This window comes from Streptomyces tanashiensis, assembly GCF_014648895.1.
Lineage (GTDB): Bacteria > Actinomycetota > Actinomycetes > Streptomycetales > Streptomycetaceae > Streptomyces > Streptomyces tanashiensis.
The window spans coordinates 431,234-454,886 of record NZ_BMRZ01000002.1 but is presented as its reverse complement, the minus strand read 5'-3'; the positions used below and the strand labels follow the sequence as shown (position 1 = coordinate 454,886).

The window sequence follows — 23,653 nt, the reverse complement described above, 5'->3', positions numbered from 1 at the left end:
TCGACGGACATCACGGTCACCGGGCGGGGGCCGCGTCACACCATGAGGCGTTCCGCCAGCAGGAACCCGCCGATGACGATCATCATGGCACCGGACGCGCGGGTGACGGCCCTGGCCGCCGTGGGCCGCGTCTTCAGGACGGTACGGGCGAGGACGCCCACGCCGAGGTAGACCACGGCGCAGGCCGTCATGTGGAGCGTGCCGAGGAGCCCGGTCTGCGCGGCGACGGGCCAGCCGCCGGTGGTGTCGATGAACTGGGGGAACAGCGCGAAGTACAGCAGCAGCGCCTTCGGGTTCAGGCCGCTGATCCCGACGCCCCTGAGCATGATCCGCCCGGGTGAGGAGGCGACGGCCTCCTCACCCGCGCCCAGGTCGGCCGGCCGGCGCAGCACGCCCCACCCCAGCCACATCAGGTACGCGGCCCCGGCGACGGTCAGCGCGGTGAGCACGGCCGTCGAGCCGGCCACGATCACGACGAGGCCCGCCACGGCGAGCAGGGTGTACCCGGCGTATCCGGCCACCAGTCCGGCGACGGCGGGGACGACCGAGCGGTCCCGCAGCCCCGCCGAGATGGCGTAGGCCCAGTCGGCGCCCGGGGTGAACACCAGCAGCAGATCCACTGCCAGGAAAGCCGCCACCGTCGTCGTGTCCATCGATCGATCCCTCTCGTATCCGTGCTGCGCGAGGGAAGATTAGGCGGGATATGCCCGAAAGTGTTTGCGTGCTTGCCCCGTGAGGGGCGCAGGTGAGGGAGAATCTTCTCCATGGACGCCCTGGACCGGAAGATTCTTACCGAGCTGCAGCTGGACGGCCGTCTGACGGTCACGGAACTGGCCGCCCGCGTCCAGCTGAGCGTCTCGCCCTGCCACCGTCGCCTGCGCGATCTGGAGCGTGAGGGCGCCATCCGCGGCTACCGCGCCGTCGTCGACCCGGCCGCCGTCGGTCTGAACTTCGAGGCCCTCGTCTTCGCGACGCTGCGCTGGGAGGACCGTGACACCGTGACGGCCTTCGAGGAGGCCGTCACCGCCATCCCGCAGGTCATCCAGGCCCAGCGGCTCTTCGGCGAACCGGACTACCTCCTCCGCGTCGCCACCTCCGATCTCGTGGCCTATCAGCACCTCTACGACCAGCAGCTCGCCAAGCTGCCCGGCGTCCAGCGCCTGACGTCCACTCTCGTCATGAAGAACGTCATCGCCGAGCGCCCGCTGCCCGAGGGGTAGCCGCGTGCAGGACAGGCGAGGACCGGGCTCACCGACGCCGCGACCCCGTCCGCGGCGGCGGACGGGGTGGCGGACGGGGTCGCTCGGCCCCGGCTTCGTGGCGCCGTCGCTCAGGTCCCGGCGGTCGCGGTGCGGGCGATGCGTGCGAGGGTGGTGCGCATCCCGGCCCGGTTGAGGGCGACCCGGCGGGCGGGGTTCGTCCCGGCGAAGAGCGTGCCCAGCAGGTCGGCGGCCCGGGCCCGGTACCCGCTGGTCCGCAGGTCCTGCCAGAACTCGGTGAGCCGCGTCCCCGAGCCCTCCGGCTCGAACCGGTAGCCCCAGCGGGCGATCGGCAGTCCGAAGACGCCGACGTCGAAGACGAACTCGCTGTCCGGAACCATCCGGGTCACCCGCCCCAGCGTCGGCCAGAGGAAGGGGCCGCGCCGGTTGAACCCGACGAAGCGGGTCCCCGTGCGCGCCGGAGGCCGAAGGATCCACACGGACCGGCACTCCGGGCTCCACCGCCCCATGTTCCGCAGATCCGAGACCAGCCGGTAGACGACCTCCGGCGGTGCGTCGACGACCGTGCTCTCCTCCAGGCTCCACTGTCGATCCATGGCCCGCTCCCCTCGCACCGTGTGGGACCGCCCCACCTGGCTACTCGCCGGTACGTTAGCGCTCGCGGGGGCCGCCTGTCGCTGGTTCGCGGGGCGGGGCCGACCGGGAGAGGGCTCGGTCGCTCAGCTCTCGACGTCCTGCGGGTACCAGCGCAGTTCGACGGTGTTGCCGTCGGGGTCCTTCACGTAGACCGACTGGGCCGAGCCGCGCGCGCCCCAGCGCGGGACCGGCCCCTCCAGGACGTCGAACCGGCCGGAGCCGATGACCTCCTGCCAGTCCAGGGGGTCCACGACCAGGCAGATGTGGTCGACGTTGGACTCGCCCCGCGGGCGGGAGAAGAGGTCGATGACGGTGCTCTCGTCTATCCGTACGGACGGGAACGACACCTTCCCGGCCCGCCACTCCTCGACCCGCTCGGGCTCCAGGCCCAGGGCGCCGGTGTAGAACTCCAGCGCCCTGTCGACGTCGGTCACGTTGAGCACGAGGTGGTCGAAGGCTTTGACTCGCATGATGGTCCCAGTACCTCTCCGAGATGGGTCTCTTCCTGATGATCATGGTGACTGCGGAGGCCCTGATCAAGTGCCCCGGGCGGCCACGATCCGGACCGGACGGATCCGGGCCGCGGCTCCGTCCGGGACGTCCTCCGTGGGCCGTCAGATGTGGAGCTCGGGAGGAAACCCGGTCCAGCGCAGATCGTCGGGGAGGTGGCCCGTGTCGTTGAGGAAGAGGACGGCCGGGGCCCGGCCGGGTGCGTAGCGGATGACGGTCAGTCCGGCGTTGGCGTGGTTGATGCCCATCCAGCGGGCCTTCGGGGCCTCCAGCGCCTCCCGGACGAGCCAGGCGATGAGGAAGTTGTGGGTGACGATCAGTTCGTGGAGCGGCCGGTCACCGTCGACGGGACCGGTGAACCGCGCGAGCGCCTCGGCGGCCAGCCCGGGGCCCTGCTCACGCTCCTCCGCCGGGAACTGCGCCAGGAATCCCAGCATCGCGTCGGCCGACTCCGCGGGCAGCTCCTCCCGACGCGGTACGTACGGGATGTAGTCACCGGCCGCCGGGGACATCCGCAGGGGGACGCCGTCGAGCTGGTCGCCGACCAGTCGAGCCGTCTCCGTCGCACGGGCCAGCGGGCCGTGATGGATCGCGGTCAGCGGGGCCTTCCGGAGCCGCTGCCCGAGCAGGACGGCCTGACGGCGGCCGTTGTCCGTCAAGGTGCTCTCGTCCTCGGACGCTTCACCGTGACGCGCCAGGTACAGGTAGCGGGCGGCTGTCTCCGTCATGCTCGGCTCCTCGGGCGGGGCTCATGATCTTTAGATGCGAACGTGTGGACGGACGTCGTCCGGTGCCGCGCGGTTCCGCCGGCGGGGGAGTCCCCGACGAACCTGTCAGAGGTGGATGAGCACCAGAGCCGTGTCATCGGTGTTGCCGGCCGGTGGGGTGAGCTCGGTGAGGAGGATGTCGGCGAGGGCCTCCGGGGCGGCGGTCCGGTTCCGTGCGAGGGCGTCCGCGAGCCTGTTCAGGCCGGTGTCGATGTCCTCGCGCCGGCGCTCGACGAGGCCGTCGGTGTAGAGGGCGAGGACCGCGCCGTCGGTGAAGGCGGTCTCGGCCTGCGGCCGGGGCCCGTGCTCCGGGCGGGCACCGAGCGGGGGATCGGTGGCCCGGTCGAGGAACTCCACCCTGCCGTCGGGGTGACAGAGGGCGGGCGGGGGATGGCCGGCGCTGCTGTACGTGAGGACGCGGCTCTCCCAGTCGATCACGACGGACACGGCGGAGGTGGACTCGGCTCCGTCGACGTCACGGGAGTACAGATCGAGGACTTCGAGCGCCTGGGCGGGGCCCGCGGCGACACGTGACGCGGCCGACAGGGCGCTGCGGAGCAGCCCCATGACGCCGGCCGCGCGCAGACCGTGTCCGACGACGTCGCCGACGGACACGGCGGTGCGGCCGGGCAGATCGACGAGGTCGTACCAGTCGCCGCAGACGTTGAGCGCTCCGATGGCGGGCCGGTAGCGCACGGCGGCGGGGTGATGGCCGAGGGGCCTCGGCGGGGGCAGCATCGCCTTCTGGAGGTGGATGGCCACCTCGCGCTCGCGGGCGTGGGCCCGGCGGAGGCGGTCGTTGACCTCCTGCAGTTCCTTGGCACGGGTGTACAGCTCGGACTCCAGGACCCGGGCACGGTCGTCACCGGCGCGGGCGCCCCGTGCCCGCATCAGCTCGGTGACCTCCTCCACGCGGTGCAGCAGGAGGGCCACGGTGCCGTCGGGGGCGAGGAGGGGGACGTTGACCGGGCTCCAGTACCGCTCCTGCCACACCCCGGGCCGGTCCGGGGACTCGACGTCGTAGCGCTGCAGCGCCATGGAGTCCCGCTCGCCCGTGGCCACGACGCGCTCCAGGGAGGCGCGCAGGTTGTGCATGCCGCTCGCGGTCGGATCCTCCGGATTGTCGGGGAAGACGTCGAAGAGGTAGCGGCCGACGACCTGCTCACGGGTCCGGCCGGACATCGACAGGAACGTCTCGTTGGCATCCGCGTAGACCAGCCCCGGGGTGAGCAGCGCGACGGCACCCGGCAGCGCCTGGAACACCGCTTCGTAGTCGATCCCGGGTCCGTTCACCCTTCACCTGTCCGTGCGCCGCGGGTCCAGCCAGGAGCCTGCCCCCACCATAGGCGCGACCGGGGAGAAGGGCCTCCGGACGTGTTCTCTCCCGCGATAGCGTGAGGCCCGCCCCCGGACGCCTTCAGGTGCCGGCCCGAAGGGATCATGGCGGGATGACAGAACGCCATTCCTCCGCGCCCCCGGCCGTGGTGCGCCTCGCGGAGTACACGAAGACCGACCAGACCGAGATACTCGGCGACAGCACGGACCCCTTCGGCGTCGCCGACGCCGGACTGACCTGGCTGCCCAAGAAGGATCATTTCGGCATCAGGCAGGACGGCCGCCTCGTCGCGCACGCCGGTCTGCTGGCGCTCCCCGTGTCGATCGGCGGCGTCGACACCCGGGTGATGGGCGTCGGCGGCGTCGCCGTCGCTCCCGACCTGCGGGGCCAGGGACTGGCCCGGGCGGTCGTGTCGGCTGCCGTCGACCACGCGCGGACGCTGGGACCTCGGTACGGACTGCTCTTCTGCCGCCCCGCGCTCGTCGCCCTCTACGAGAGGCTCGGCTGGCGGGCCCTTGAGCGGGATGTCCACGTGGAACAGCCCGACGGGCCCGTGATCATGCCGCTGCGGACGATGTGGACGCCCCTCCGCGACGACGCGGACTGGCCGGACGGAGAGGTCCGCCTGCTCTCGCTCCCCATGTGACCGCGGGGTACGTGCATATCGCCGGCGTATCGGGAACCGCATACGCGGCTGCAACGGCTCACCGTCTGCAATGGGAGCATGGACTCCGACGCATCCCTGTCAGCGCCGCCGTCCCGCACCCGCGGGATCGTGCTCCTCGGCCTCGCGACCCTCGGTCCGGCGAGCGCCCTGTACGTCGTACGGGGGCCGCTCTTGATGTCCGCTCCGAGGTGCATGGCCGGGCGGTGGCACGGCTGCTTCGACACGTTCAACGGCGTGGTGCTGATGACCTTGGTCGCGCTGCCGCCGGCCGTGCTCGTGGTGTGGCTTCTGGCGCGTCGCCGGCGCGCTGCCGGAGGCACGGCGGCGTGGCGGACGTCGCTGGCCGAGGTGGGGATGGTCCACGGGACGCTGCCGTTCCTGTGGCTGACGATGATGCCGGGCGCCGGGGCCGGCACCGTACCCGGCCGGGTGAGCCTGGTGCCGCTCCGGGACCTGGTCACGATGGGGCCGCTCGGGATCGTCGGCAACCTGCTGGTCTTCGCGAGCCTGGGATTCTTCGCGCCCATGAGGTTCGCGGCGTCGGCCTCCCTGCCCCGGATCCTGGCGCTCGGGGCGGGCTGCTCGGTCCTGGTCGAGACCGCGCAGTACCTCCTGCGGCTCGACCGGGTGTCCTCCGTGGACGACGTACTCGTCAACACCGCGGGTGCCGTGCTCGCCGCCCTGGCCTCGCGCCGCTGGTGGCGCACCACGGCGCGGACGAAGTCCGATCGTCCCCGCCCCGTGCCGGCACCGGCCGGCTGAGTCCCGTCCGCCGCCGTGCCGACGTCTCGCATACGTCGGCGATACGGTGCGCTGTCTAGGCTTCCGGCATGCGTGTACTGATCGTGGAGGACGAGCCCTACCTGGCCGAGGCCGTCCGTGACGGTCTACGGCTGGAGGCGATCGCCGCCGACATCGCCGGCGACGGAGACTCCGCCCTGGAACTGCTCGGCCTCCACTCGTACGACCTCGCGGTCCTCGACCGCGACATCCCCGGCCCCTCCGGCGACGAGGTCGCCCGGCGCATCGTCGCCTCAGGGAGCGGCATCCCGATCCTGATGCTCACCGCCGCCGACCGGATCGACGACAAGGCCTCCGGATTCGAGCTCGGCGCCGACGACTACCTCACCAAGCCGTTCGAGCTGCGGGAGCTCGTCCTTCGGTTGAGGGCTCTCGACCGAAGACGCGCGTACGCCCGGCCCCCTGTCCGCGAGATCGCGGGCCTGCGGGTCGACCCCTTCCGGCGGGAGGTCTTCCGCGACGGGCGCCACGTGGCGCTCACCCGCAAGCAGTTCGCCGTGCTCGAAGTCCTCGTGGCCGCCGAAGGCGGGGTCGTCAGCAGCGAAGAACTCCTCGCACGCGCCTGGGACGAGAACGCCGACCCCTTCACCAACGCCGTCCGCATCACGGTCTCCGCCCTGCGTAAACGGCTCGGCGAACCATGGATCATCGCCACGGTGCCCGGCGTCGGCTACCGCATCGACGGCACCGATCCCGGCAGTACCCGTGGCTAGACGCCAGGGGCTCAGCGTCCGACTGAGGCTCACCCTCAGCTACGCCGGATTCCTCGCCGTCGCCGGCGCCCTCCTGCTGGCCGTGGTGTGGGGCTTCCTGCTGCGCTACGTACCCGACAACTCCCAGGGCCTTCTCGGGATCGCGCCCAACCGGTACCTCCTCGTCCGCACCTTCGCCCCCGCCGCGGCCGTCGCGATGCTGTTCCTGCTCGTGTTCGGCCTCGCCGGGGGATGGGTCCTCTCCGGCCGGATGCTCGCACCCCTGACCCGGATCACGGCAGCGGCACGGACAGCCGGGAGCGGATCGCTGTCCCACCGGATCCGGATGGAAGGCCGCCAGGACGAGTTCCGCGAACTCTCCGACGCCTTCGACACCATGCTCGAGCGACTCGAGTCGCACGTCGCCGAGCAGCGGCGGTTCGCCGCGAACGCCTCCCACGAACTGCGCACCCCCCTGGCCATCTCACGGACGCTGCTCGACGTCGCCCACAAGGACCCCACGCGCGACCGGGGCGAACTCGTCGAGCGCCTCCAGGCCGTCAACTCGCGCGCGATCGACCTCACCGAGGCCCTCCTCCTGCTCAGCCGCAGCGACCGCGGGAACATCACCCACGAGAGCGTCGACCTCTCCCTCGTCGCCGAGGAAGCCGCCGAAACGCTGTTCCCCCTGGCCGAACAGCGCGGGATCAGGCTCGACGTCACCGGCGTGCCGGCCCGGACCGGCGGCTCCGCGGAGCTCCTGCTGCGGATGGTGACGAACCTCGTCCAGAACGCCGTCGTCCACAACCTGCCCCAGGGCGGCACCGTGACCGTCCACACCGAGGCGCACGACGACGCGAGCGTCCTGCGGGTCGAGAACACGGGCCCTCCGCTGCCGCCGGAGCTGGTTCCGACCCTCACGGAGCCCTTTCAGCGCGGAACTGAACGCGTCCGCACCGACGAACACGCCGGCGTCGGCCTGGGCCTCGCCATCGTGCACAGCGTCGTCCGTGCCCACGACGGGACCCTCGATCTCGTGCCCCGCCCCGACGGCGGCCTCCTCGTCACGGTCCGGCTTCCCGGCACTCCGTAGGCGGCGTCGTCCACGGGGGAGCGGAAGCCCCCCTCGCTCCTACCGTGCTTCCGTTCTCACCGGCCGCCGCAGCAGGTACACGGCGGCCGAGGTCACCAGGAGGAGCATGCAGCCGGTGAACACCAGGCCCGCCTGCTCCAGTCCGAGCGGTCCGGCCAGGAGGCCGACGCCGATGACCGGGATCGAGATTCCCGTGTAGGCGACCACGAAAAGCGTCGAGATCACCGCCGCGCGCTGTTCCACCGGCGCGGCCGCGGCGACGGCGGACAGCGCCGCCCGGAAGGAGAGGCCCTGCCCGACGCCGCCCACGACGGCGGCGAGGACCACCAGCACCAGGAGTTCCGCCGAGAGCGCCCCCGCCAGGAAGCACAGGCCGGCGAAGAGCACGGCGCAGCCGAGCGGGAGGGACCGGGAGACGCCGAAGCGGCCGACGGCCAGCTGCCCGGCGGTGGAGGCGAAGAAGGCCAGCGCGACGATCAGGCCGCTCACGGCGTGGTTGTCGACGTGCAGGAAGCGGCCGAGGAAGGCGGGACTGACCGAGGTGAACACCCCGAACAGGGCGAACCCCGCGAAGGAGGCGATGGCCGCCGGCACGAACACCGGGCGGACCTGCGCGGGCAGGGCCGGGCGCTGCGGCCGTACGGCGGTCAGGGGCGCGGGGTCCCGCACGGTCTCCGGCAGCCGCAGGAGGACGAGGACCGACACGGCCACCAGGGCCAGGTGCACGGCGAACGGGAGCAGCAGGGGCTCCGGCGCGTACTCCGCGAGCAGGCCGGCGAGCAGCGGTCCGCAGCCCAGTCCGCCCATGTTGGCGGCCGTCGCCACGAGCGTCGCCCGGGACTGGCCGCCGGGCGGGGCGAGGTCCATGACGTACGCGGTGGCGGCCCCGGTGAACAGGCCGGCCGACAGGCCCGAGAGCAGTCGGCCGGCGTACAGCCATGCCAGTGCGTCGGCGGACAGGAAGCAGACGGCGCTTGCCGCCGCGAAGCCGAGCCCCCACAGCAGCGTCGGCCGTCTGCCGACCGTGTCCGAGGCATTGCCGGCGAGGAGCAGGACGCCGATGACGCCGAAGGCGTACACGGCGTACACGACGGTCACCGTCAGCTCGGAGAAGCCGAACTTCTCCTGGTAGAGGGGATAGAGCGGCGTCGGCAGCGTGGTGCCGGTCATCCCCACGACGAACACGGCCCCGGCGAGCAGACACCGGAGCCATCCTTGACGATCACCAACCATGACGCCGACCGTAACCCCGCCGCGCGTCCCCGCCCGGCAACGCGACGCCCGTGACCGGCTCATCGACCGTGGTGGACCAAGGAGGGCCCGAGGGGCGCCACGGGAGCCCGGCGGCCCGCCGCGCGGCGGGGGCGGTCGCCGCCGACCGGGGCAGACTGTGCGCATGGACGGATGGACCCGATCGGGCGACGAGCCCGGCCCCGCACAGTACGGACGCCTCAGCGTCGAGACCGCAGACCTCGGACCGGCAGGCTGGCTCACCGAACGCCAACCCGGGCACGGCGACTTCGGCACCGTCGCCGGCGTCGCCGCGCCCGGCTTCCCGGCGTACGCGCGCGTACTGCACCCCGCGGACCTCGACGAGCGGCCGGTCCGCTGGGACACCGTCGCCGCCGCCTACGGCCGGCGGGTCGAGGCGCTGACGGACTGGTACGAGGTGATCGGCGCGGAGCGGTTCTACCAGAATCTGTCGGACTACGGCCTGCCCGGCGTGTGGGACGAGCATCCCGCCGAAGGCCCCACGCCCGGCGGCGTCGCGCGCGCCCTGATCCCCGTCCTCGCACGGCACACGGACACGCCGGAACACTGCTGGTACGGGTTGTGGGAGGGGTACGGCCGCTGGAACTGGGAGGGGATCCCCACGTTCCCGACCCCGGAGCGGGACGAGATCCTGCTGTCCGGAAGCCTGGCCGACGCCGTCTCCCCCGGAATCCTGGACGAGTTCGCCGAACTCCCCGACCTGTGGTGGCCGCAGGACCGCGCGTGGTGCGTCGGCGGTGACGTCGACCTGGTGAGCACCTACGTCTGCGGATCCGAGGAACTGATCACCGACCTGCTCGCCACGCCCGGCCTGGAGGTCCACCGGGTCGCGGCGACCGACCGCGTCGGCTGACGCCGGACGGACATCGCCCGGCGGCCGCACCGCTCCCGCGGCCGTGCGGGCTACTCCAGGTCGTCGGCGCGCAGGGTGAGTTCGAGGAGGCCGGGGAAGCGGGCGTCGAACTCCTCGCGGCGCAGCCGGTTGAGCCGCTTGGGCCCCTGGTCCCGCTGCTCGACGAGGCCGGCGCCGCGCAGGACGGTGAAGTGGTGGCTCTTGGCGGCCCTGCCGACCGGCACGTCGAAGTTGCTGCAGCTGAGCGTCCAGTCGGGCTGGGCGGCCAGCTCGCGGACCAGTTGGATGCGCACGGGGTCGGCGAGCGCGGACAGCGCGGTGAGGAGGGCGACGTCGTCGGGGTGCGTGTGCACGGGGGCCGCACGGTGACCCGTGCCCGCAGCCTGCTCCGGCATCCCGCTCACTCCTTCGTCGCGCCTCGGTCGCTTGCTCAATGTTCGATGACCATCATACAGTGCGAGTGTTCGCTTTCCATTGAACACTCTGTTCGGGCTCCCCGCCCGACCACTCCCTGAAGGGTGCTTCGCCCATGCGCGCGATCGAGTTCCACGAGTACGGCGGTCCCGAGGTCCTGCGACTCGTCGAGGCCACCACCCCCCGGCCGGGACCCGGGCAGGTGGCCATCGACGTCGCCTGGGCGGGCGTGAACTTCGCCGACGTCAAGGCGCGCGCGGAGGGCTACCGGGTCGACCGGCTGCCCTACCGTCCCGGCCTCGAGGTCTCCGGCCACGTCAAGGCCGTCGGCGAAGGCGTCGAAGGTCTCGCCGTGGGCCAGGAGGTCGCCGCCCTCGTCGGCGGCGGAGCCTACGCCGAGGTCGTCCTCGCCGACGCCGAGGCCGTCCACCCGCTTCCCCGCGGACTGGACCTGCGCACCGCGGCGACCCTTCCCACGGTCCTGCCGACCGCACACGCTCTGATCCACGAGGTGGGGCGACTCCGTGCGGGCGAGAGCGTGCTGGTGCACGGCGCGGCGGGAGGCATCGGCACCGCCGTCGGCCAACTGGCCCGTGCGGCGGGCGCGGGGGCGGTGTACGGCGTCGCCTCCACCGAGGCGAAGGCCGCGTACGCCCTGAAGTACGGCTACGACGAGGTGTTCCGGCCCGACACCTTCGCCGAGGACGTCCGGCGGGCCACCGGTGGCAGGGGAGTCGACCTCGTCCTCGACCCGGTGGGCGGTGACACACTGCGCCGCGGCCTGGAGTCCCTGGCCGTCTTCGGGCGCCTGGTCTCCTTCGGCAACGCCGGCGGCGACGCGCCGTGGCAGGTCGGTCAGCCCGAACTGTACGGCCAGGGCCACTCCGTCTCGGGCTTCTCCGTACTGTCGCTCGCCCAGACGGCACCCGCAGCCGCGCGCGCCCTGACCGAGCGCGCCCTGCGCGCGGTCTCCGAGGGGACGGTGACCCTCCCCGTCACCGCCGAATTCCCCCTGGCCGACGCGGCCGAAGCGCACCGGCTCCTGGGCGGGCGCGGCTCCACGGGCAAGCTGCTGCTGCGCGTGAAGGACTGACGGCGCCCGCCCGACCCGAGGGACGCCGGCGTGCCCGCCGGGGGCCGCGTCACGCGCGTGGTGCGGCGGCCTCCAGTTCGGCGATGCTGCCCGACATGATCGTCCGCACGTGCTCGGTGATGTGCTCCACGGGCCAGTCCCACCAGGCCACCGCGAGCAGCCGCGCGACGTCCTCCTCGTCGTACCGGGTTCGGATGAGGCGGGCCGGGTTGCCGCCGACGATGCCGTAGTCGGGTACGTCGGCGGTGACCACGGCCCCGGAGCCGATGATCGCGCCATGGCCGATCCGTACGCCGGGCATCACCGTCGTGCCGTGGCCGAACCAGACGTCGTTGCCGACGACGGTGTCCCCCCGGTTCGGCAGACCGGTGAGCAGATCGAAGTGCTCGGACCACGAGCCGCCCATGGTGGGGAAGGGGAAGGTCGAGGGCCCGTCCATACGGTGGTTGGCGCCGTTCATGATGAACCGCACCCCGGTGCCGAGCGCGCAGAACCTGCCGATGACGAGCTTCTCCGGGCCGTAGTGGTAGAGCACGTTGCGCGTCTCGAACGCGGTCGCGTCCTCCGGGTCGTCGTAGTACGAGAACTCGCCGACCTCGATCAGCGGCGACTTCACCAGGGGGCGGAGCAGCACCACCCGCGGCTGACCGGGCATCGGGTGGAGGACGGTGGGGTCGGCAGGCACAGGCATGGCGAACGATTCCTTCAGCGGCTCGGTGGCGGTGACCGAGCCATGATCGCGGGATCGGGACGACCACGACACCGAATTCTCCCGCGCCCCGCTCGGCGTCGTACGGATTCACAGTTGGTGGATCCAGGCGATGACCAACAGGACGCCGGCGACCGACGAGACCAGCAGGGCGAGCACCGGACCCGCTCCGGCCCGGCGGCCCCACAGCCGGCCCGCGAGACGGGTGTGCAGCCGGGCCAGCAGCCAGAGGGCGCCCAGGCCGGCGGCGGCGAACGGCAGAGCGGCGAGGAAGTGGACGGCCCACGCCCCGGCCATGCTCGGGCCGCCCCAGGAGTGGTCGTAGGGGCCGTGGTCGACGAGGGGGTAGAGCACACCGCGAAGGACGAACAGGACCTCGATGCCCACGGGGACGAGGGCCAGCAGTCCGAGAGGTACGCACACCAGCGCGTGCGCCACCAGGCGCCACGCGCCGGGTCGCCGCTCCGGCGCCCGTGTCGTCGGGTCCTGCTCACCTGCCCGCGCCCACCACGCACCCGCCCGCTCCGCACGCCCGGCGGCCAGCGCGCCGAGCGTCACCACGGCGGCGGGCAGCAACGCGGCGGCGTACCCCACCCGGCTCGCGAAACGCGCCGGGACGACGGGCGAACCCGACCCCCGGTGCCTCTCGTCCCGGGTGCGTCGCGACGCAAGGAATATCATGGCCTCTCCCCGTTCCTCTGAACGTCGGCCGCTGCCGACGCCCGGAGGGTAGGGAGAGGTCACCGTCCACCACCTCACACCACAGAGCCAAACCCGGCCTCGTACCCGAGTAGGGGGTCACGTCGGTGGGATGAGTGCGGGCCCGAGGTCGGGGTCAGGCCTGTCGGCGGAGGTCCAGCATGCAGAAGACCTTGTCGTAGCGGCGTTCGCCGACGGCGACGAAGTCCGGGAGGCGGCCGTACTCGGTGAAGCCCAGCGACGCGTAGAGACGCAGGGCGTGGGTGTTGTCGCCCCGGGCGTCCAGGGTGAGGACCTCGATCCCCGCCTCCCGGGCGTCGGCGATCAGAGCGGCGGTCAGCGCTCGGCCGACGCCGAGCCCCTGGGCCGCGGAGTCCACCGCGATCTTCTCGAGGTCGGCGTGCGGCCGGTGGGTCGGCCGGGCGTAGCGGAGCCAGTACCCCAGACCGACCAGCCGACCGTCGAGGTAGGCGGCGCGGAGGGCCGCGTCCCCGGCCCGTACGGCGGAGACGACGTGGGCCAGAAGGTCCGCCACCTCGTCCGGCGACGGCGGTTCGACCCAGCCCAGCGCCGCACCCCCGTCGACCAGGTCCGCCAGGATCCGGTGGGCCGACTCCGCGAACCGGTCCCGCAGGGCCGGATCGGAGGTCAGTTCCACGGCGTCGAGGACGGCGGGCTGAGGGGTCGCGTCAGGGGGCATGGCCGGCGTCATGATCGTCAGCCTAGTCATCCCGTGTGTCGGGCCGGGTCGCGTGCTGCCGTCGGCCGCTACGCCGAGGGGCTGCCCGTCCCCGCGGACGTGCCGGTGGCCGCAGGGCCGTCGGTGCCCGCGGTCAGCCAGGAGCCGACGGCCGGGAGCGCTTCCGGCCCGCTGTCGCCCTCCACGGACGTGACGAGGTCGGCGATGGTCATGGCGGCGAGGGAGGCCCGCCACGCGGCCTCGGCGGCTCCCATGGCCCGGGCGACGGGGCACGGTTTCGTGCACTTCTCCGGCGGGGTCGCCAAGGGGCCTCGTCGGCGGATCTCGGTGCAGACGAACGCCGGATCGGGTCCGTCGACGGCCTGCACCACATCGAGCAGGGTGATCTCGGCGGCCTCCCTGGTCAGCACGTATCCGCCGGTCTTGCCCTGGACGGACCGCACCAGACCCGCCCTGGACAGTGCCTGCATCTGCTTCGCCAGGTAGCTCGGCGACACGTCGTGCAGCTGCGCGAGGCGGGCCGCGGGCACCGGTCGGCTCGCGGCCGTCAGGACCACACAGCAGTGCAGCGCCCACTCCACGCCACCGGACAGTTTCATGCCGCCTCCCCATTTGACTCGGATATAGAGTATCCGAGTATTATCTCGGACATCGGGTATCCGAGTTTGCGTCCCGGGGGCCGACCGGCCCACGAAGGAAGGCACACCATGAAGATCACCGTCATCGGCGGCACCGGCCTCATCGGCTCCCAGCTCGTCGCCACTCTTCGGAACGCCGGCCACGACGTGGTCCCCGCGTCGCTGTCCTCAGGGGTCGACCTGCTCACCGGCGCCGGCCTGGACGAGGCGCTCGCCGGCGCCGACACGGTCGTCAACGTGACCAACTCCCCGACCTTCGACGAGCAGTCCCTCGACTTCTTCCGCACGAGCGGGAACAACCTGCTGCGCGCGGGGGAGCGAGCCGGCGTACGCCACCAGGTCGCCCTCTCCATCGTCGGCGTGGACCAGGTCCCCGAGCTGGACTACTACCGGGCCAAGGTGCTCCAGGAAGACCTGCTGCGCCAGGGGCCCACGCCGTACTCGATCGTCCGCGCCACCCAGTTCTTCGAGTTCATGGACGCGGTGATGTCCTGGACCGCCGTCGACGGCGTCGTCCGTCTGCCCGCCACCCCCCTGCGGCCGATCGCGTCCGCGGACGTGGTCCAGGCCCTCGCCGACGTCGCCGTCGCGACGCCCCTCGGCGGCACGCTCGACGTCGCCGGACCGGATCTCCTCGCGCTGGACGAGATCGGCCGGATCACCCTGGCCGCCCACGACGACGGCCGCCGCGTCGTCACCGACGACCGGGCGGGCATGTTCGCCACCGTCCGCGGCGACGTCCTCGTCGGCGGCCCCGGCGCCCGCCTGGCCCCCACCCACTACCGGGACTGGCTGAACGCCACCCTGGCCGGCTGACGGTACCGAGGGGGCCTCGGCGGACCGTTGCTCAGCCTCGGCTCCGGCGCCTGCGGTTCGGCCGGTGCGGGCGGACGAGGGCGTCGAGACCGCCCACGGCCGCACGGATGTGAGCCGCTTCGCGCCGGGCGGCCGCACCCGCACACCACCAGGAGAGCCGGCCGTCCTCCTCGCGCGGATGCATGCCGAGGCGGTGCTCCTCGCACAGCGGCCATGCCTGCCAGAGGAGCTCGGTGACAGTGTCCTGGGCGGCTTCGGTGACGGCGGACAGCGCGACGGCCAGGTTGTCGGCGGGGGCGGGCTCCAGGAAGTTGCCGTGCCACTCGCCGTCGGCGAGGGCCACGTAGACGTTCTCGCCCTCGCCCCCGTCGTACGCGGGAAGTCCCAGCAGGCGCAGAGGGCGCTGCTCCGGCAAGGTCACCGCGAGATCCCGGTTGACGAGGGCGAGGGCCTCGTCCCAGAGCGGGTAGTCGCCGGGCAGGACCCGACGGGGCTCGGGCGCGTCGAAGAAGGAACTCATGGCGACCATGCTGCAGGACGGATGCCGTGGTGCGTCAGGAGTTTTCGGCGTCCTGCCGATCACCTCACGCCCCGCAGCCTTCCGGCCGATGAACGGCTCCGGACCGGACACCCCTTATGCTTTCCGGCCGATGAACGGCTCCGGACCGGACACCCCTTATGCTGTCCGGCCGATGAACGGCCGCGGCCCTGAAGCCCCGGAGGCCTCCCGACGGCGAGCGGCCCCGCACCGGCCGACCCTCATCAGGGTCGGCCGGCGCGGGGCCGTAGCGGGCCGGTCTCGTCCGGTCCGGTCAGTTCACTCGCCGGAGTCGACGGTCGGCCGGCGCAGCTGTACCTCGGCGCCGGTCTGCTTGAAGGACTCCGCGGACACCGGTACGAGCACGGCATCGCGGTGGAAGTCCCGCAGGTTCGTGGAGCCACAGCTGATCATCGTCGAGGTGAGCTTCGCCCGGGTCCGCTCCACGTTGTCGTACAGGCTCCCCGCGTACGGCACGTAGCCGTCGACGCCCTCTTCGAAGACCATCTGGCCGCGCTGACCGTACCGGGCCTCGTTCTGCGCGCGCCGCGAGCCCTCACCCCAGTACTCCTTGTACCACTGGCCGCCGATCTGCAGCTTCCGCGACGGGCTCTCGTCGAGGCGGGCGAAGTAGCGGCCGAGCATGATGAAGTCCGCCCCCATGGCCAGCGCCATCGCCATGTGCGAGTCGTTGAGCAGGCCGCCGTCGCAGCACAGCGGCACGTACACCCCGGTCTCCTGGGCGTACGCGTCGCGCGCCTCGACCACGTCGAGCAGCGCGGAGGCCTGTCCCCGGCCGATGCCCTTCTGCGCCCGGGTGGTGCAGATGGCCCCGCCGCCGATCCCGACCTTCACGAAGGCCGCGCCGGCGTCCGCCAGATAACGGAAGGCCCGCCCGTCGACGACGTTCCCCGCACCGACATGGACGTCGTCCCCGTACTCCTCCCGCGCGAATTCGACGGTCCTCGCCTGGTAGACGGAATAGCCGTCGGAGGAGTCCAGACACAGCACGTCCGCACCGGCTTCCACCAGAGCGGGAATGCGGTCCTTGAAATCCCGGGAATTGATGCCGGCGCCGACACGCAGACGCTTCTCACCGTCCACCGACGCCCGGTGGTACGTCTTGTGGGCCTGGTAATCCCGCTTGAGGACCAAGGAGGCGAGCCGGCCGTCCTCCAGCACGGGAAGAACATCCAGATGATGCTGCCAGATCAGCTCGTTCGCCTCGGACAGGGAGACCGTGGCCGGCGCGGTGACGAGGCCGTCGCGGCCCCGCATCCTGTTGCCGGCGGTCTCGAAGGCCCCGTGACGCTCCAGATGGAAGTCGTCGAGGCTGATGATCCCGAGGAACTCGCCGTCCGCTTCCCCGCTCTGCGTGACCACGGCCACGCCCTGCTCGGTGTCGGCCAGCCGCCGGGAGACCTCGCCGAGGGGCGTCGTCGGGGCCACGGTGACCTCGCCGCTCCGGAAGCCGGCCTTGTGCCGCTTCACCGCCCGGACGTCCGCGGCCTGGTCCTCGATCCGCTGGTTCTGATGGATGAAGGACACCCCGCCGACCTGCGCCAGTGCCACCGCCAGCGTCGGCGACGACACGGCCTGCATGATGGCGCTCACCATCGGGGTGGCGATCCGGATTCCCGGCTCCTCGCCGACCCGGTGACGCACCAGCGGCGCCCCGAGATCCACATTCTCCGGTGTGCAGTCTTCTGTGGTCAGGCCGGGAATGAGGAGGTACTCACTCAGCGTACGAGAGATCTCGGGAAGGATTTTCACATCGTCTCCAGCAAGGAGCCTGCACACCGATCAACGACAGAACGGCGAGGCTCGTACGGGCAGTGCGGATCGATGCCGGCCGGGAGCGCGCGGGTGGAAGAAGGCACTCTCGCGAAAGCGAGAGCGGGCGCGCCCGGCGGGGCAGTGCACACACGCGCGGCGAATCGACGGCGAATGCCGGACAGATTCCATCCCGACCGTGTCGCACAGGCGTTGACTTCCATGACGCCATACGTGATCTTAGCGCACTGCGCGCGTGCACTGTTTTGTGTATGCCCAGTTGAGAGCGGAATGGGCGAAGTCGTGCGTGATTCAGCTCACTTCAGGACCGTTCGTGTACCGAGTCGTGCGTACGGCGTCCTCTCCCTCGCCTTCGGCGCCTGGGATCTCCGATGTGTGGAGCTCCATCAGGGCGAGACCCGCACGGAACACGCGCCGGCTCATGGGCCGATCCTCACGCAGGGGCCCCGCACGATCAACAAGAACAACCCGGTGGCGACACGCACGGAAATCAGGAAGGCTCGCCCGCATGTTTTCAGTACTGCAGAACGTGGCGATCGACTGCGCGGACGCCTACGAGCTGGCGCGCTTCTGGAGCGGTGTGACGGGTCGTCCGCTGCATCCGGAGGACAGGCCGGGCGCCCGGGAGACGCAGGTCATGCTGGCCGAGGGCCCGGTGCTCTACTTCAACCAGGTGCCCGAGGCCAAGACGACCAAGAACCGGCTCCATCTCTGCCTGCGTCCCGAGACCTCCCGCGATCAGGAGGTGGAGCGGCTGGTGGGCCTGGGGGCCACCTTCGTCTCCGATCACCGGAACCCCGACGGCTCGGGCTGGGCGGTTCTCGCCGATCCCGAGGGCAACGAGTTCTGCGTCCTGCGCAGCGATTCCGACCGAGCGGGCTCGACCCCCTGACGCCACCCGCCGCCCGGGTGTCACCCGTCTACCGGCACGCGTCGCGAAAACCGCGGAGCCCGGGGAGGCGTACGGCGGGGAGCCGGGCGAGTGTGTGCGCGAAGGCGCGGTGATGCGGCGTCAGCGGGTACCAGGGGCGCGGCGGCAGCGCGTAGTCGTCGCGCACCCCGGTCGCGGGCATCGGCGAGGTCTCGCCCGGGTGGACGAGGTACGCCCAGACCCCGCTGTCCATCGGCACCACGGCGCCCTCGTCACCTGGCGGGCGCCAGGAGGCGCCGGTCAGGGGGTGGCGGGGGACGAGCAGGACATCGGGTCGCGGCCGCGGCGCGCGGATCCCGGGACCGGCCAACGCCAGGGACCGGGCACCGGGCCCGGCTGCCGGCAGGTACCGGCCGACGGCGTGGCCGAGCAACTCGGCGACGGGCCCGGACGGGAGGGCCACCGGGCGGCCCTCGGTGGCCACCACGAGGTGGGCCGGCGCGACCCCGACCGCCGCCTCCCATCTGCGACTCCACGAACCGTCGGGTTCGACGGGCGGGACGCGGTGCTCGGCACGCTCCAGGTCGTCCCAGCCGGGTGTCGGACCGGCGGGGAGCGCCGAAAGGCGGCGTCCGACGGCATCGGGCTCCAGCCGCACGGCCTGCCACTGCCCGCAGTCGTCCACGCGGGTCGCCACGGCCTGCCCGCACCCCTCGCAGGCCAGGTTGGGGCCGTTCCGGCCGTCCACACCACGGCAGTATCCCTCGCACTTGTCGGGGATCAGGGTCATGGACCGGGAGTCGCCGGGGGCGACGACGATCCTGTTCCGCGCGCCGTAGGGGACGGAGTGCACCGGCGCGTGGACGCCCTGAAGGGCGGCCGCCTCTTCTCCGACCTCCTCCCACGACCGCCAGGGCGGTCCGGCGGGCAGGGGGTCGACGGGCGTAGGTCGTGGGCGCCATGAGCGGAGGGTGGAGTTCCTCCCACCTTCCGTGGTGGGCGTGGACGGGGAGGGCGACCCGGTACAGGGGCGCCGTCAATTCGGTGCCGCACCCGGCACACACGAACACGTCCAGACAAGCTCCCCCTCGCCCCGTTCCCGAGGGATCGTGCCTCGCCCCACACCTGCGGGTCCACCGGATTTCGACACCACCGGGGCGAGTGGTTCCGACGACGCGCTCGCCGGCGCCGGAACGGTCGCGTAGTGAACGACGCCTACGCGCTCTCGGGCCCGGCCGTCGGCCGGGCCCGAACGGCCCGCACTCTCAGCCCGCGTGGAGGACCCTGAAGCGGCCATGTTCCGACGGGTCCCGGTCGACGACCTGGATCGGCGCCCACGTCCATTGCCACACCCCGATGCCCGGCGCGCGGGAGAACCGGATCGGCCCGCGCGTGCCCTCGACCGCGATCCGTGACCAGGACGCGGCGACGGCCGCCCGGTCCGTGCCGTGGGAACGCAGCGCCGCGGCGAGGACGGTGACGCTGTCCCAGCCCTCGAACGCGACGAAGGAAGGTGCTTCGCCCAGCCGCTCACGAAGCTCCTTCGCTACCCGGTCGCCGAGCGGACCGAGGCGCTCGGGCAGGTAGCGCAGGAACGGGATTCCCGCGCCGTCCTCGCCCAGCGAAGCGGCCCACCCGGCGAACTCCGGCTGCCCGGCCGGAGCGCCGATCAGCAAGTCCGCGAGCCGACGGTCGTCCCGTACGGCCCTGACGAAGGGCACGGCCGGCTCCGGGCTGCCGACGAGCAGGAGCAGCGCCGAGGCGCCGTGGTCGACGAGCGCGTCGCACAGGGCCTCGGGCGTGAGCGCGTTCGCGTCGAGTTCGAGGACGGTGCCGCCTCGGGGCGCGAGGTGCTCCCGCAGGAGCCGCGTGCCGGTCGCCCAGTAGACGCTCGGCTGGGTGACCACGGCGATCCGGTCCCGCCCGGCGGCGAGGAGGAAGTCCGCGTAGATCCGCCAGCCGTGGGACTGGGCCGGGGCCAGACGAGCGACCCGGTCCGTCCGCTCCTCGGCGAGCGCGTCGAGCACCGCGGACGAGCAGAGGAAGGGCACGCCGAGGGCGTCGGCCCGGGCGGCGGCGGCGCGGGCGACGACGCTGTGGTACTCGCCGACCACGGCGGCCACGCCCAGGCCGGCGAGTTCTTCCACGGCCGCCGCGGCCCGTTCGGGATCGGCCGCGGTGTCCCGGACCAGCAGTTCCAGGGGGCGGCCGTCGATCCCGCCCGCGTCGTTGACCTCGCCCGCGGCCAGTTCGAGGCCCGCGAGCAGGTGTCGGCCCGCCTCGACCCAGCCGGGCCGCGTCAGGGGGACGAGAGCGCCCAGGCGGACGGGCGACGTGTCACTGTGGCGGGATCCGGAGGGCGATGGTGGCGTGTTCATCGGGGTGGTGTCTCCCTGAGGCGATGCGGTCGCGGTCCGCCCGGATCACACGCCGGCCGAGGAGGGCGGTTCGCATGCTCCGCGTCTCGCCGCAGCGGGTGCGCCCGGGTGATCATGACGGTCATTGGAACCACGGCCGTCGCGCCCTGGCAAGCGGGTTTTCGCTGGCGGACCACCAGGCCGCTCCGTCCTCGCGATCGCTCGGCGGGGCGATGCGGAGTGCCGGGGTCGTCGCCGGGGAGGACCCATGGCCCGGCGCGGCCTCGTCCGTCCCCGGGGGCGAAGGGCTACCCGGCCGCCGGCGGCTCGGGTGACTCGCCGGCCGCCCGGAGGCCCGGGGCGGCGGTGAACAGGGCGTGCACGGCGGCCCGTACCTGAGTGGCGACGACCTCGGGGGAGGAGGCGTCGAGCTTGCCGTCGAGGTGCAGGAACGCCAGGCCGTGGACCAGGGCCCACACGGTGGTCGCGAGGGCGCCCGTCCCGTCCGCGCCGGGGAACGCGTCCCGGACGATGCCCTCGACGTACTCCTTGATGACGGCGGTCGCGGCGACCCGTTCCTCGCTGGTCGGGTCGCAGGGCTCCGCGAACATCGCCCGGAAGAGGGCGGGGTGGTCGAGGGCGAACCGCACGTAGGCGACGGCGACGGCGGCCAGGTCCTCGGGCGTCGAGGGCGCGGGGTGGGCGGCGGCCAGGTGCTGGGCGAGCTCGCGGTATCCCTCGGCGGCGACCGCGGAGACGAGCGCGTCACGGTCCGCGTAGTGACGGTAGGGAGCCGTGGCCGACACGCCCGCCCGGCGGGCCACCGCGCGCAGCGAGAGTCCGGCGCTGCCGTCCTCCTCCAGGAGCTCGCGCGCGGCGCGGAGGCAGGCGACGCGGAGATCGCCGTGATGATACGTGCCGTTCTGCGGCATAGGTCACACTCTTTTATGTTTGCGCTGCTTACATGGGGCCTTATGTTTGTGGTGCACACATCGTAGGTGAGGGACATCGAGAGAGGGAACCGGAATGACCAGTGAGCTGTTCTCGCCGCTGCCCCTGCGCTCCGGGCAGACACTGAACAACCGGATCGCGAAGGCCGCCATGGAGGAGAACATGGCCGGCGACGGCCAGCTTCCCGACCAGCGGCTGCTGACGCTGTACCGGCGCTGGGCCGCCGGCGGCACCGGTCTGCTGATCACCGGCAACGTGATGGTGCACGCCGAGGCGCTGACCGGCCCCGGCGGAGTCGTATTCGACGCACACGCGCCCCTGAAGCCGTTCGCCGCGTGGGCCGAGGCCGGGAAGTCCGGCGGCGGCGCGATCTGGATGCAGATCAACCACCCCGGCCGCCAGGTCGGCTCCGACATGCCCGGCGTCGTGTGGGGCCCGTCCGACATCGGCGTCGACCTGGGCCGGCACAGCAGCCGCTTCGGCCGGCCGACCGCCATGACCCCCCAGCAGATCGAGGACACCGTGGCCCGGTTCGCGGTCACGGCCCACCGCGCCGAGCAGGCGGGCTTCGACGGCGTCGAGGTCCACGCCGCGCACGGCTACCTGCTGTCCCAGTTCCTGTCCCCGCTGGTCAACAAGCGCACCGACCGGTGGGGCGGGTCGCTGGAGAACCGGGCCCGGATGCTGCTGGACGTCGTCCGTGCCGTGCGCGCCGCCGTCTCCCCGTCCTTCGCGGTCGCGGTGAAGCTCAACTCCGCCGACTTCCAGCGCGGCGGCTTCGGCGCCGACGACGCCCGCCAGGTCATCGCGATGCTCGAACCGCTCGGCGTCGACCTGGTCGAACTCTCCGGCGGCAGCTACGAGAGCCCCGCGATGACCGGCCGCCCCGCCGACGACCGCACCCAGGCCCGCGAGGCCTACTTCCTCGACCTGGCCGAGGAACTCGTCGGGACCAGCCCCGTCCCGCTCATGCTCACCGGCGGCATCACCCGGCGCGCCACGGCCGAGAAGGTCCTCGACAGCGGCGTGGCCGTCGTCGGGATGGGCACCGCCCTCGCCGTGACCCCGGATCTGCCCGACCGCTGGCGGGGCCACCGCGAGGCCGACCGCCAGATGGCGCCGGTGACCTGGTCCGACAAGGCCCTCGCGTCGGCCGCCGGGATGGCGAAGGTACGTCACCAGATGCGCCGCCTCGCCCGCGGCGGCAACACCAGGCCCGGTACCCACCCGGCGATCGCGCTCCTCTCCGAACACCGGAAGCAGCGAGCCTCCCTGCGCGGCTACCGCGCCTGGCTGTCCGCGTCCCGGACCGGGGACGGACGGGGAGCCGCCGTTCAGGGTTGAGGGCCGCCCAAGGGAGCCGGGAGCTGGGAACTTACCGGCTCCTTCGCACGTTCCGGAGGGCGACCAGATCGTTTGATGTGTGACACGGCGGCGGTGAGCCGCCGTCGGGGGAAGTGAGCAACCCATGGCCATGGTGGGCCTGTTCTGGATCGCCGAGGGCGATGTGTACGTGGGCGCGAAGCCGTCCGGATCGGCTCCCGGGGTGCGCCTGACCCCCGATGGCGTGGTGGCGCTCGGTGACGGGCAGTCCGGCCTGCACCTGTGGGAGGACGTGCGGGCCCTGACCGTGCGGGACGTGCCCGTGAAGTCCCTGAAGCGGCAGGTCGGCGTGGCCGCGGAAGTGGCCCTGGACGTGGTGATGAACCTGGCCATGACCCTGGGCCCGGGCTATACGGGCGAGGCGCCGCCGATGATGACGCTGGAGCTGGAGTCGCACGACGGAGAGCACGAGCTGCAGGCCTATGTGGCCGCGGCCGTCGGCTACTCCTCGGCTGAGGTCGAGCTCTCCCGCACCCTGCTGTCCCGCCTCACGGAGGGCGCCGCGACGATGGCCACCACCTTGGCGGCGATGTCGGAGTGGGGTCGTGCGTGGGAGGGCGGGTCTCCTCGCACGACCCAGCGGGAGGAGCTGCTGCGACGCTGGGTGGGGCCGGACACGCTGTAGGGCCTGTCTGCCGGATCAGGGCCTCGTGGGGCCCGGCGACTCCCGTCGCGCGTGGTGCGGAGCGGCGCCGAGGCCTGCCGGCCGCCGCCCCGGACACATCGGGTTGCGTTTGCACCGGAGGCGGGGACGATGGAATGAAGAACAGGGATTCCGCGCCTTCGTAGGCGCCCCGCACCAGGGATGTCCGGCCCCCGGCGCTCGACGCGTCCGGGACGGCC

27 protein-coding genes are annotated in these 23,653 nt (G+C 72.5%); 11 read left to right on the top strand and 16 right to left on the bottom strand.

Features of this window, described 5'->3' with window-relative positions; translation table 11 throughout:
• Nucleotides 1–35 precede the first annotated feature (35 nt).
• Complete coding sequence (locus tag IE237_RS07675; RefSeq protein WP_189801042.1) at nt 36–653, bottom strand: LysE family translocator; 618 nt, start codon at nt 651–653, stop codon at nt 36–38.
• 111 nt (nt 654–764) lie between these two features.
• Here IE237_RS07675 and IE237_RS07670 point away from each other — a divergent pair, with 111 nt between their 5' ends.
• On the top strand, nt 765–1,220 hold the full coding sequence (locus tag IE237_RS07670; protein WP_189801041.1) for an Lrp/AsnC family transcriptional regulator: 456 nt from the start codon (nt 765–767) through the stop codon (nt 1,218–1,220).
• A gap of 110 nt (nt 1,221–1,330) precedes the next feature.
• Here the strand turns inward: IE237_RS07670 and IE237_RS07665 are convergent, their stop codons facing one another.
• From IE237_RS07665 to IE237_RS07650, 4 genes are all read right to left on the bottom strand, one after another.
• On the bottom strand, nt 1,331–1,816 hold the full coding sequence (locus IE237_RS07665) for an SRPBCC family protein (RefSeq protein ID WP_189801040.1): 486 nt from the start codon (nt 1,814–1,816) through the stop codon (nt 1,331–1,333).
• Between the two features lie 123 nt (nt 1,817–1,939).
• Entirely contained in the window at nt 1,940–2,326 is a 387-nt protein-coding gene (locus IE237_RS07660) for a VOC family protein (protein ID WP_189801039.1), read from the bottom strand.
• A 144-nt stretch (nt 2,327–2,470) separates the two neighbouring features.
• Nucleotides 2,471–3,094 (bottom strand): histidine phosphatase family protein, encoded by a 624-nt coding sequence (locus tag IE237_RS07655; RefSeq protein ID WP_189801038.1) that lies wholly within the window; start codon nt 3,092–3,094, stop codon nt 2,471–2,473.
• A 105-nt stretch (nt 3,095–3,199) separates the two neighbouring features.
• Entirely contained in the window at nt 3,200–4,426 is a 1,227-nt protein-coding gene (locus IE237_RS07650) for a PP2C family protein-serine/threonine phosphatase (RefSeq protein WP_189801037.1), read from the bottom strand.
• A 155-nt stretch (nt 4,427–4,581) separates the two neighbouring features.
• Here IE237_RS07650 and IE237_RS07645 point away from each other — a divergent pair, with 155 nt between their 5' ends.
• The 4 genes from IE237_RS07645 (at nt 4,582) to IE237_RS07630 (ending at nt 7,722) form a co-directional block, all read left to right on the top strand.
• Entirely contained in the window at nt 4,582–5,115 is a 534-nt protein-coding gene (locus tag IE237_RS07645) for a GNAT family N-acetyltransferase (protein WP_189801036.1), read from the top strand.
• 78 nt (nt 5,116–5,193) lie between these two features.
• Nucleotides 5,194–5,898, top strand: coding sequence for a VanZ family protein (locus tag IE237_RS07640; protein WP_189801035.1), 705 nt, complete (start codon nt 5,194–5,196; stop codon nt 5,896–5,898).
• A 68-nt stretch (nt 5,899–5,966) separates the two neighbouring features.
• A complete protein-coding gene (locus IE237_RS07635) occupies nt 5,967–6,650 on the top strand; it encodes a response regulator transcription factor (RefSeq protein ID WP_189801034.1) in 684 nt (227 codons plus the stop codon).
• On the top strand, nt 6,643–7,722 hold the full coding sequence (locus IE237_RS07630) for a sensor histidine kinase (RefSeq protein ID WP_189801033.1): 1,080 nt from the start codon (nt 6,643–6,645) through the stop codon (nt 7,720–7,722). The genes IE237_RS07635 and IE237_RS07630 overlap by 8 nt, the downstream gene beginning before the upstream one ends.
• Before the next feature lie 39 nt (nt 7,723–7,761).
• Here the strand turns inward: IE237_RS07630 and IE237_RS07625 are convergent, their stop codons facing one another.
• Complete coding sequence (locus IE237_RS07625) at nt 7,762–8,955, bottom strand: MFS transporter (RefSeq protein ID WP_189801032.1); 1,194 nt, start codon at nt 8,953–8,955, stop codon at nt 7,762–7,764.
• Between the two features lie 163 nt (nt 8,956–9,118).
• Here IE237_RS07625 and IE237_RS07620 point away from each other — a divergent pair, with 163 nt between their 5' ends.
• The gene (locus tag IE237_RS07620; protein WP_189801031.1) at nt 9,119–9,847 is read left to right on the top strand and encodes a hypothetical protein; all 729 of its coding nucleotides are present in this window, start codon (nt 9,119–9,121) and stop codon (nt 9,845–9,847) included.
• A 50-nt stretch (nt 9,848–9,897) separates the two neighbouring features.
• Here IE237_RS07620 and IE237_RS07615 read toward each other — a convergent pair whose 3' ends face one another.
• Nucleotides 9,898–10,242 (bottom strand): ArsR/SmtB family transcription factor, encoded by a 345-nt coding sequence (locus IE237_RS07615; RefSeq protein ID WP_189801030.1) that lies wholly within the window; start codon nt 10,240–10,242, stop codon nt 9,898–9,900.
• A 134-nt stretch (nt 10,243–10,376) separates the two neighbouring features.
• Here IE237_RS07615 and IE237_RS07610 point away from each other — a divergent pair, with 134 nt between their 5' ends.
• Nucleotides 10,377–11,354 (top strand): quinone oxidoreductase family protein, encoded by a 978-nt coding sequence (locus IE237_RS07610; RefSeq protein WP_189801029.1) that lies wholly within the window; start codon nt 10,377–10,379, stop codon nt 11,352–11,354.
• A 49-nt stretch (nt 11,355–11,403) separates the two neighbouring features.
• On the opposite strand, the gene IE237_RS07605 is transcribed toward IE237_RS07610, so the two are convergent.
• The 4 genes from IE237_RS07605 to IE237_RS07590 form a co-directional block, all read right to left on the bottom strand.
• Nucleotides 11,404–12,045 (bottom strand): CatB-related O-acetyltransferase, encoded by a 642-nt coding sequence (locus IE237_RS07605; RefSeq protein WP_189801028.1) that lies wholly within the window; start codon nt 12,043–12,045, stop codon nt 11,404–11,406.
• 108 nt (nt 12,046–12,153) lie between these two features.
• A complete protein-coding gene (locus IE237_RS07600) occupies nt 12,154–12,744 on the bottom strand; it encodes a hypothetical protein (RefSeq protein WP_189801027.1) in 591 nt (196 codons plus the stop codon).
• A gap of 154 nt (nt 12,745–12,898) precedes the next feature.
• On the bottom strand, nt 12,899–13,474 hold the full coding sequence (locus tag IE237_RS07595) for a GNAT family N-acetyltransferase (RefSeq protein ID WP_229842415.1): 576 nt from the start codon (nt 13,472–13,474) through the stop codon (nt 12,899–12,901).
• Between the two features lie 56 nt (nt 13,475–13,530).
• On the bottom strand, nt 13,531–14,061 hold the full coding sequence (locus tag IE237_RS07590; protein ID WP_189801026.1) for an RrF2 family transcriptional regulator: 531 nt from the start codon (nt 14,059–14,061) through the stop codon (nt 13,531–13,533).
• A gap of 108 nt (nt 14,062–14,169) precedes the next feature.
• Here IE237_RS07590 and IE237_RS07585 point away from each other — a divergent pair, with 108 nt between their 5' ends.
• Complete coding sequence (locus IE237_RS07585) at nt 14,170–14,916, top strand: SDR family oxidoreductase (RefSeq protein WP_189801025.1); 747 nt, start codon at nt 14,170–14,172, stop codon at nt 14,914–14,916.
• Between the two features lie 31 nt (nt 14,917–14,947).
• Here the strand turns inward: IE237_RS07585 and IE237_RS07580 are convergent, their stop codons facing one another.
• Both IE237_RS07580 and IE237_RS07575 read right to left on the bottom strand, forming a co-directional pair.
• Nucleotides 14,948–15,436 (bottom strand): hypothetical protein, encoded by a 489-nt coding sequence (locus IE237_RS07580; RefSeq protein WP_189801024.1) that lies wholly within the window; start codon nt 15,434–15,436, stop codon nt 14,948–14,950.
• 297 nt (nt 15,437–15,733) lie between these two features.
• Nucleotides 15,734–17,227 carry an IMP dehydrogenase gene (locus IE237_RS07575; RefSeq protein WP_189801023.1) on the bottom strand — a complete coding sequence of 498 codons (1,494 nt, stop codon included), beginning with the start codon at nt 17,225–17,227 and terminating at the stop codon, nt 15,734–15,736.
• A gap of 529 nt (nt 17,228–17,756) precedes the next feature.
• On the opposite strand from IE237_RS07575, the gene IE237_RS07570 reads away from it, so the two are divergent.
• On the top strand, nt 17,757–18,140 hold the full coding sequence (locus IE237_RS07570) for a VOC family protein (RefSeq protein ID WP_189801022.1): 384 nt from the start codon (nt 17,757–17,759) through the stop codon (nt 18,138–18,140).
• 28 nt (nt 18,141–18,168) lie between these two features.
• On the opposite strand, the gene IE237_RS07565 is transcribed toward IE237_RS07570, so the two are convergent.
• The 3 genes from IE237_RS07565 to IE237_RS07555 all read right to left on the bottom strand — a co-directional run bounded on the left by IE237_RS07565 (nt 18,169) and on the right by IE237_RS07555 (nt 21,408).
• The gene (locus tag IE237_RS07565) at nt 18,169–18,972 is read right to left on the bottom strand and encodes a hypothetical protein (RefSeq protein WP_308433046.1); all 804 of its coding nucleotides are present in this window, start codon (nt 18,970–18,972) and stop codon (nt 18,169–18,171) included.
• Between the two features lie 412 nt (nt 18,973–19,384).
• Complete coding sequence (locus tag IE237_RS07560; RefSeq protein WP_189801021.1) at nt 19,385–20,497, bottom strand: ABC transporter substrate-binding protein; 1,113 nt, start codon at nt 20,495–20,497, stop codon at nt 19,385–19,387.
• A 287-nt stretch (nt 20,498–20,784) separates the two neighbouring features.
• Nucleotides 20,785–21,408 (bottom strand): TetR/AcrR family transcriptional regulator, encoded by a 624-nt coding sequence (locus IE237_RS07555; RefSeq protein WP_189801020.1) that lies wholly within the window; start codon nt 21,406–21,408, stop codon nt 20,785–20,787.
• 94 nt (nt 21,409–21,502) lie between these two features.
• Between IE237_RS07555 and IE237_RS07550 the strand changes: the two genes are divergently transcribed.
• On the top strand, nt 21,503–22,771 hold the full coding sequence (locus IE237_RS07550) for an NADH:flavin oxidoreductase/NADH oxidase family protein (protein WP_189801019.1): 1,269 nt from the start codon (nt 21,503–21,505) through the stop codon (nt 22,769–22,771).
• 124 nt (nt 22,772–22,895) lie between these two features.
• On the top strand, nt 22,896–23,435 hold the full coding sequence (locus tag IE237_RS07545) for a hypothetical protein (protein ID WP_189801018.1): 540 nt from the start codon (nt 22,896–22,898) through the stop codon (nt 23,433–23,435).
• Nucleotides 23,436–23,653 lie beyond the last annotated feature (218 nt).

Coding starts and splice junctions, on each gene's coding strand:
- IE237_RS07640 (WP_189801035.1), top strand. CDS start 5,194: ATGGACTCCGACGCATCCCTGTCAGCGCCGCCGTCCCGCACCCGCGGG.
- IE237_RS07620 (WP_189801031.1), top strand. CDS start 9,119: ATGGACGGATGGACCCGATCGGGCGACGAGCCCGGCCCCGCACAGTAC.
- IE237_RS07605 (WP_189801028.1), bottom strand. CDS start 12,045: ATGCCTGTGCCTGCCGACCCCACCGTCCTCCACCCGATGCCCGGTCAG.
- IE237_RS07590 (WP_189801026.1), bottom strand. CDS start 14,061: ATGAAACTGTCCGGTGGCGTGGAGTGGGCGCTGCACTGCTGTGTGGTC.
- IE237_RS07670 (WP_189801041.1), top strand. CDS start 765: ATGGACGCCCTGGACCGGAAGATTCTTACCGAGCTGCAGCTGGACGGC.
- IE237_RS07600 (WP_189801027.1), bottom strand. CDS start 12,744: ATGATATTCCTTGCGTCGCGACGCACCCGGGACGAGAGGCACCGGGGG.
- IE237_RS07655 (WP_189801038.1), bottom strand. CDS start 3,094: ATGACGGAGACAGCCGCCCGCTACCTGTACCTGGCGCGTCACGGTGAA.
- IE237_RS07625 (WP_189801032.1), bottom strand. CDS start 8,955: ATGGTTGGTGATCGTCAAGGATGGCTCCGGTGTCTGCTCGCCGGGGCC.
- IE237_RS07610 (WP_189801029.1), top strand. CDS start 10,377: ATGCGCGCGATCGAGTTCCACGAGTACGGCGGTCCCGAGGTCCTGCGA.
- IE237_RS07645 (WP_189801036.1), top strand. CDS start 4,582: ATGACAGAACGCCATTCCTCCGCGCCCCCGGCCGTGGTGCGCCTCGCG.
- IE237_RS07550 (WP_189801019.1), top strand. CDS start 21,503: ATGACCAGTGAGCTGTTCTCGCCGCTGCCCCTGCGCTCCGGGCAGACA.
- IE237_RS07585 (WP_189801025.1), top strand. CDS start 14,170: ATGAAGATCACCGTCATCGGCGGCACCGGCCTCATCGGCTCCCAGCTC.
- IE237_RS07595 (WP_229842415.1), bottom strand. CDS start 13,474: ATGACGCCGGCCATGCCCCCTGACGCGACCCCTCAGCCCGCCGTCCTC.
- IE237_RS07660 (WP_189801039.1), bottom strand. CDS start 2,326: ATGCGAGTCAAAGCCTTCGACCACCTCGTGCTCAACGTGACCGACGTC.
- IE237_RS07545 (WP_189801018.1), top strand. CDS start 22,896: ATGGCCATGGTGGGCCTGTTCTGGATCGCCGAGGGCGATGTGTACGTG.
- IE237_RS07580 (WP_189801024.1), bottom strand. CDS start 15,436: ATGAGTTCCTTCTTCGACGCGCCCGAGCCCCGTCGGGTCCTGCCCGGC.
- IE237_RS07635 (WP_189801034.1), top strand. CDS start 5,967: ATGCGTGTACTGATCGTGGAGGACGAGCCCTACCTGGCCGAGGCCGTC.
- IE237_RS07615 (WP_189801030.1), bottom strand. CDS start 10,242: ATGCCGGAGCAGGCTGCGGGCACGGGTCACCGTGCGGCCCCCGTGCAC.
- IE237_RS07555 (WP_189801020.1), bottom strand. CDS start 21,408: ATGCCGCAGAACGGCACGTATCATCACGGCGATCTCCGCGTCGCCTGC.
- IE237_RS07560 (WP_189801021.1), bottom strand. CDS start 20,497: ATGAACACGCCACCATCGCCCTCCGGATCCCGCCACAGTGACACGTCG.
- IE237_RS07665 (WP_189801040.1), bottom strand. CDS start 1,816: ATGGATCGACAGTGGAGCCTGGAGGAGAGCACGGTCGTCGACGCACCG.
- IE237_RS07675 (WP_189801042.1), bottom strand. CDS start 653: ATGGACACGACGACGGTGGCGGCTTTCCTGGCAGTGGATCTGCTGCTG.
- IE237_RS07570 (WP_189801022.1), top strand. CDS start 17,757: ATGTTTTCAGTACTGCAGAACGTGGCGATCGACTGCGCGGACGCCTAC.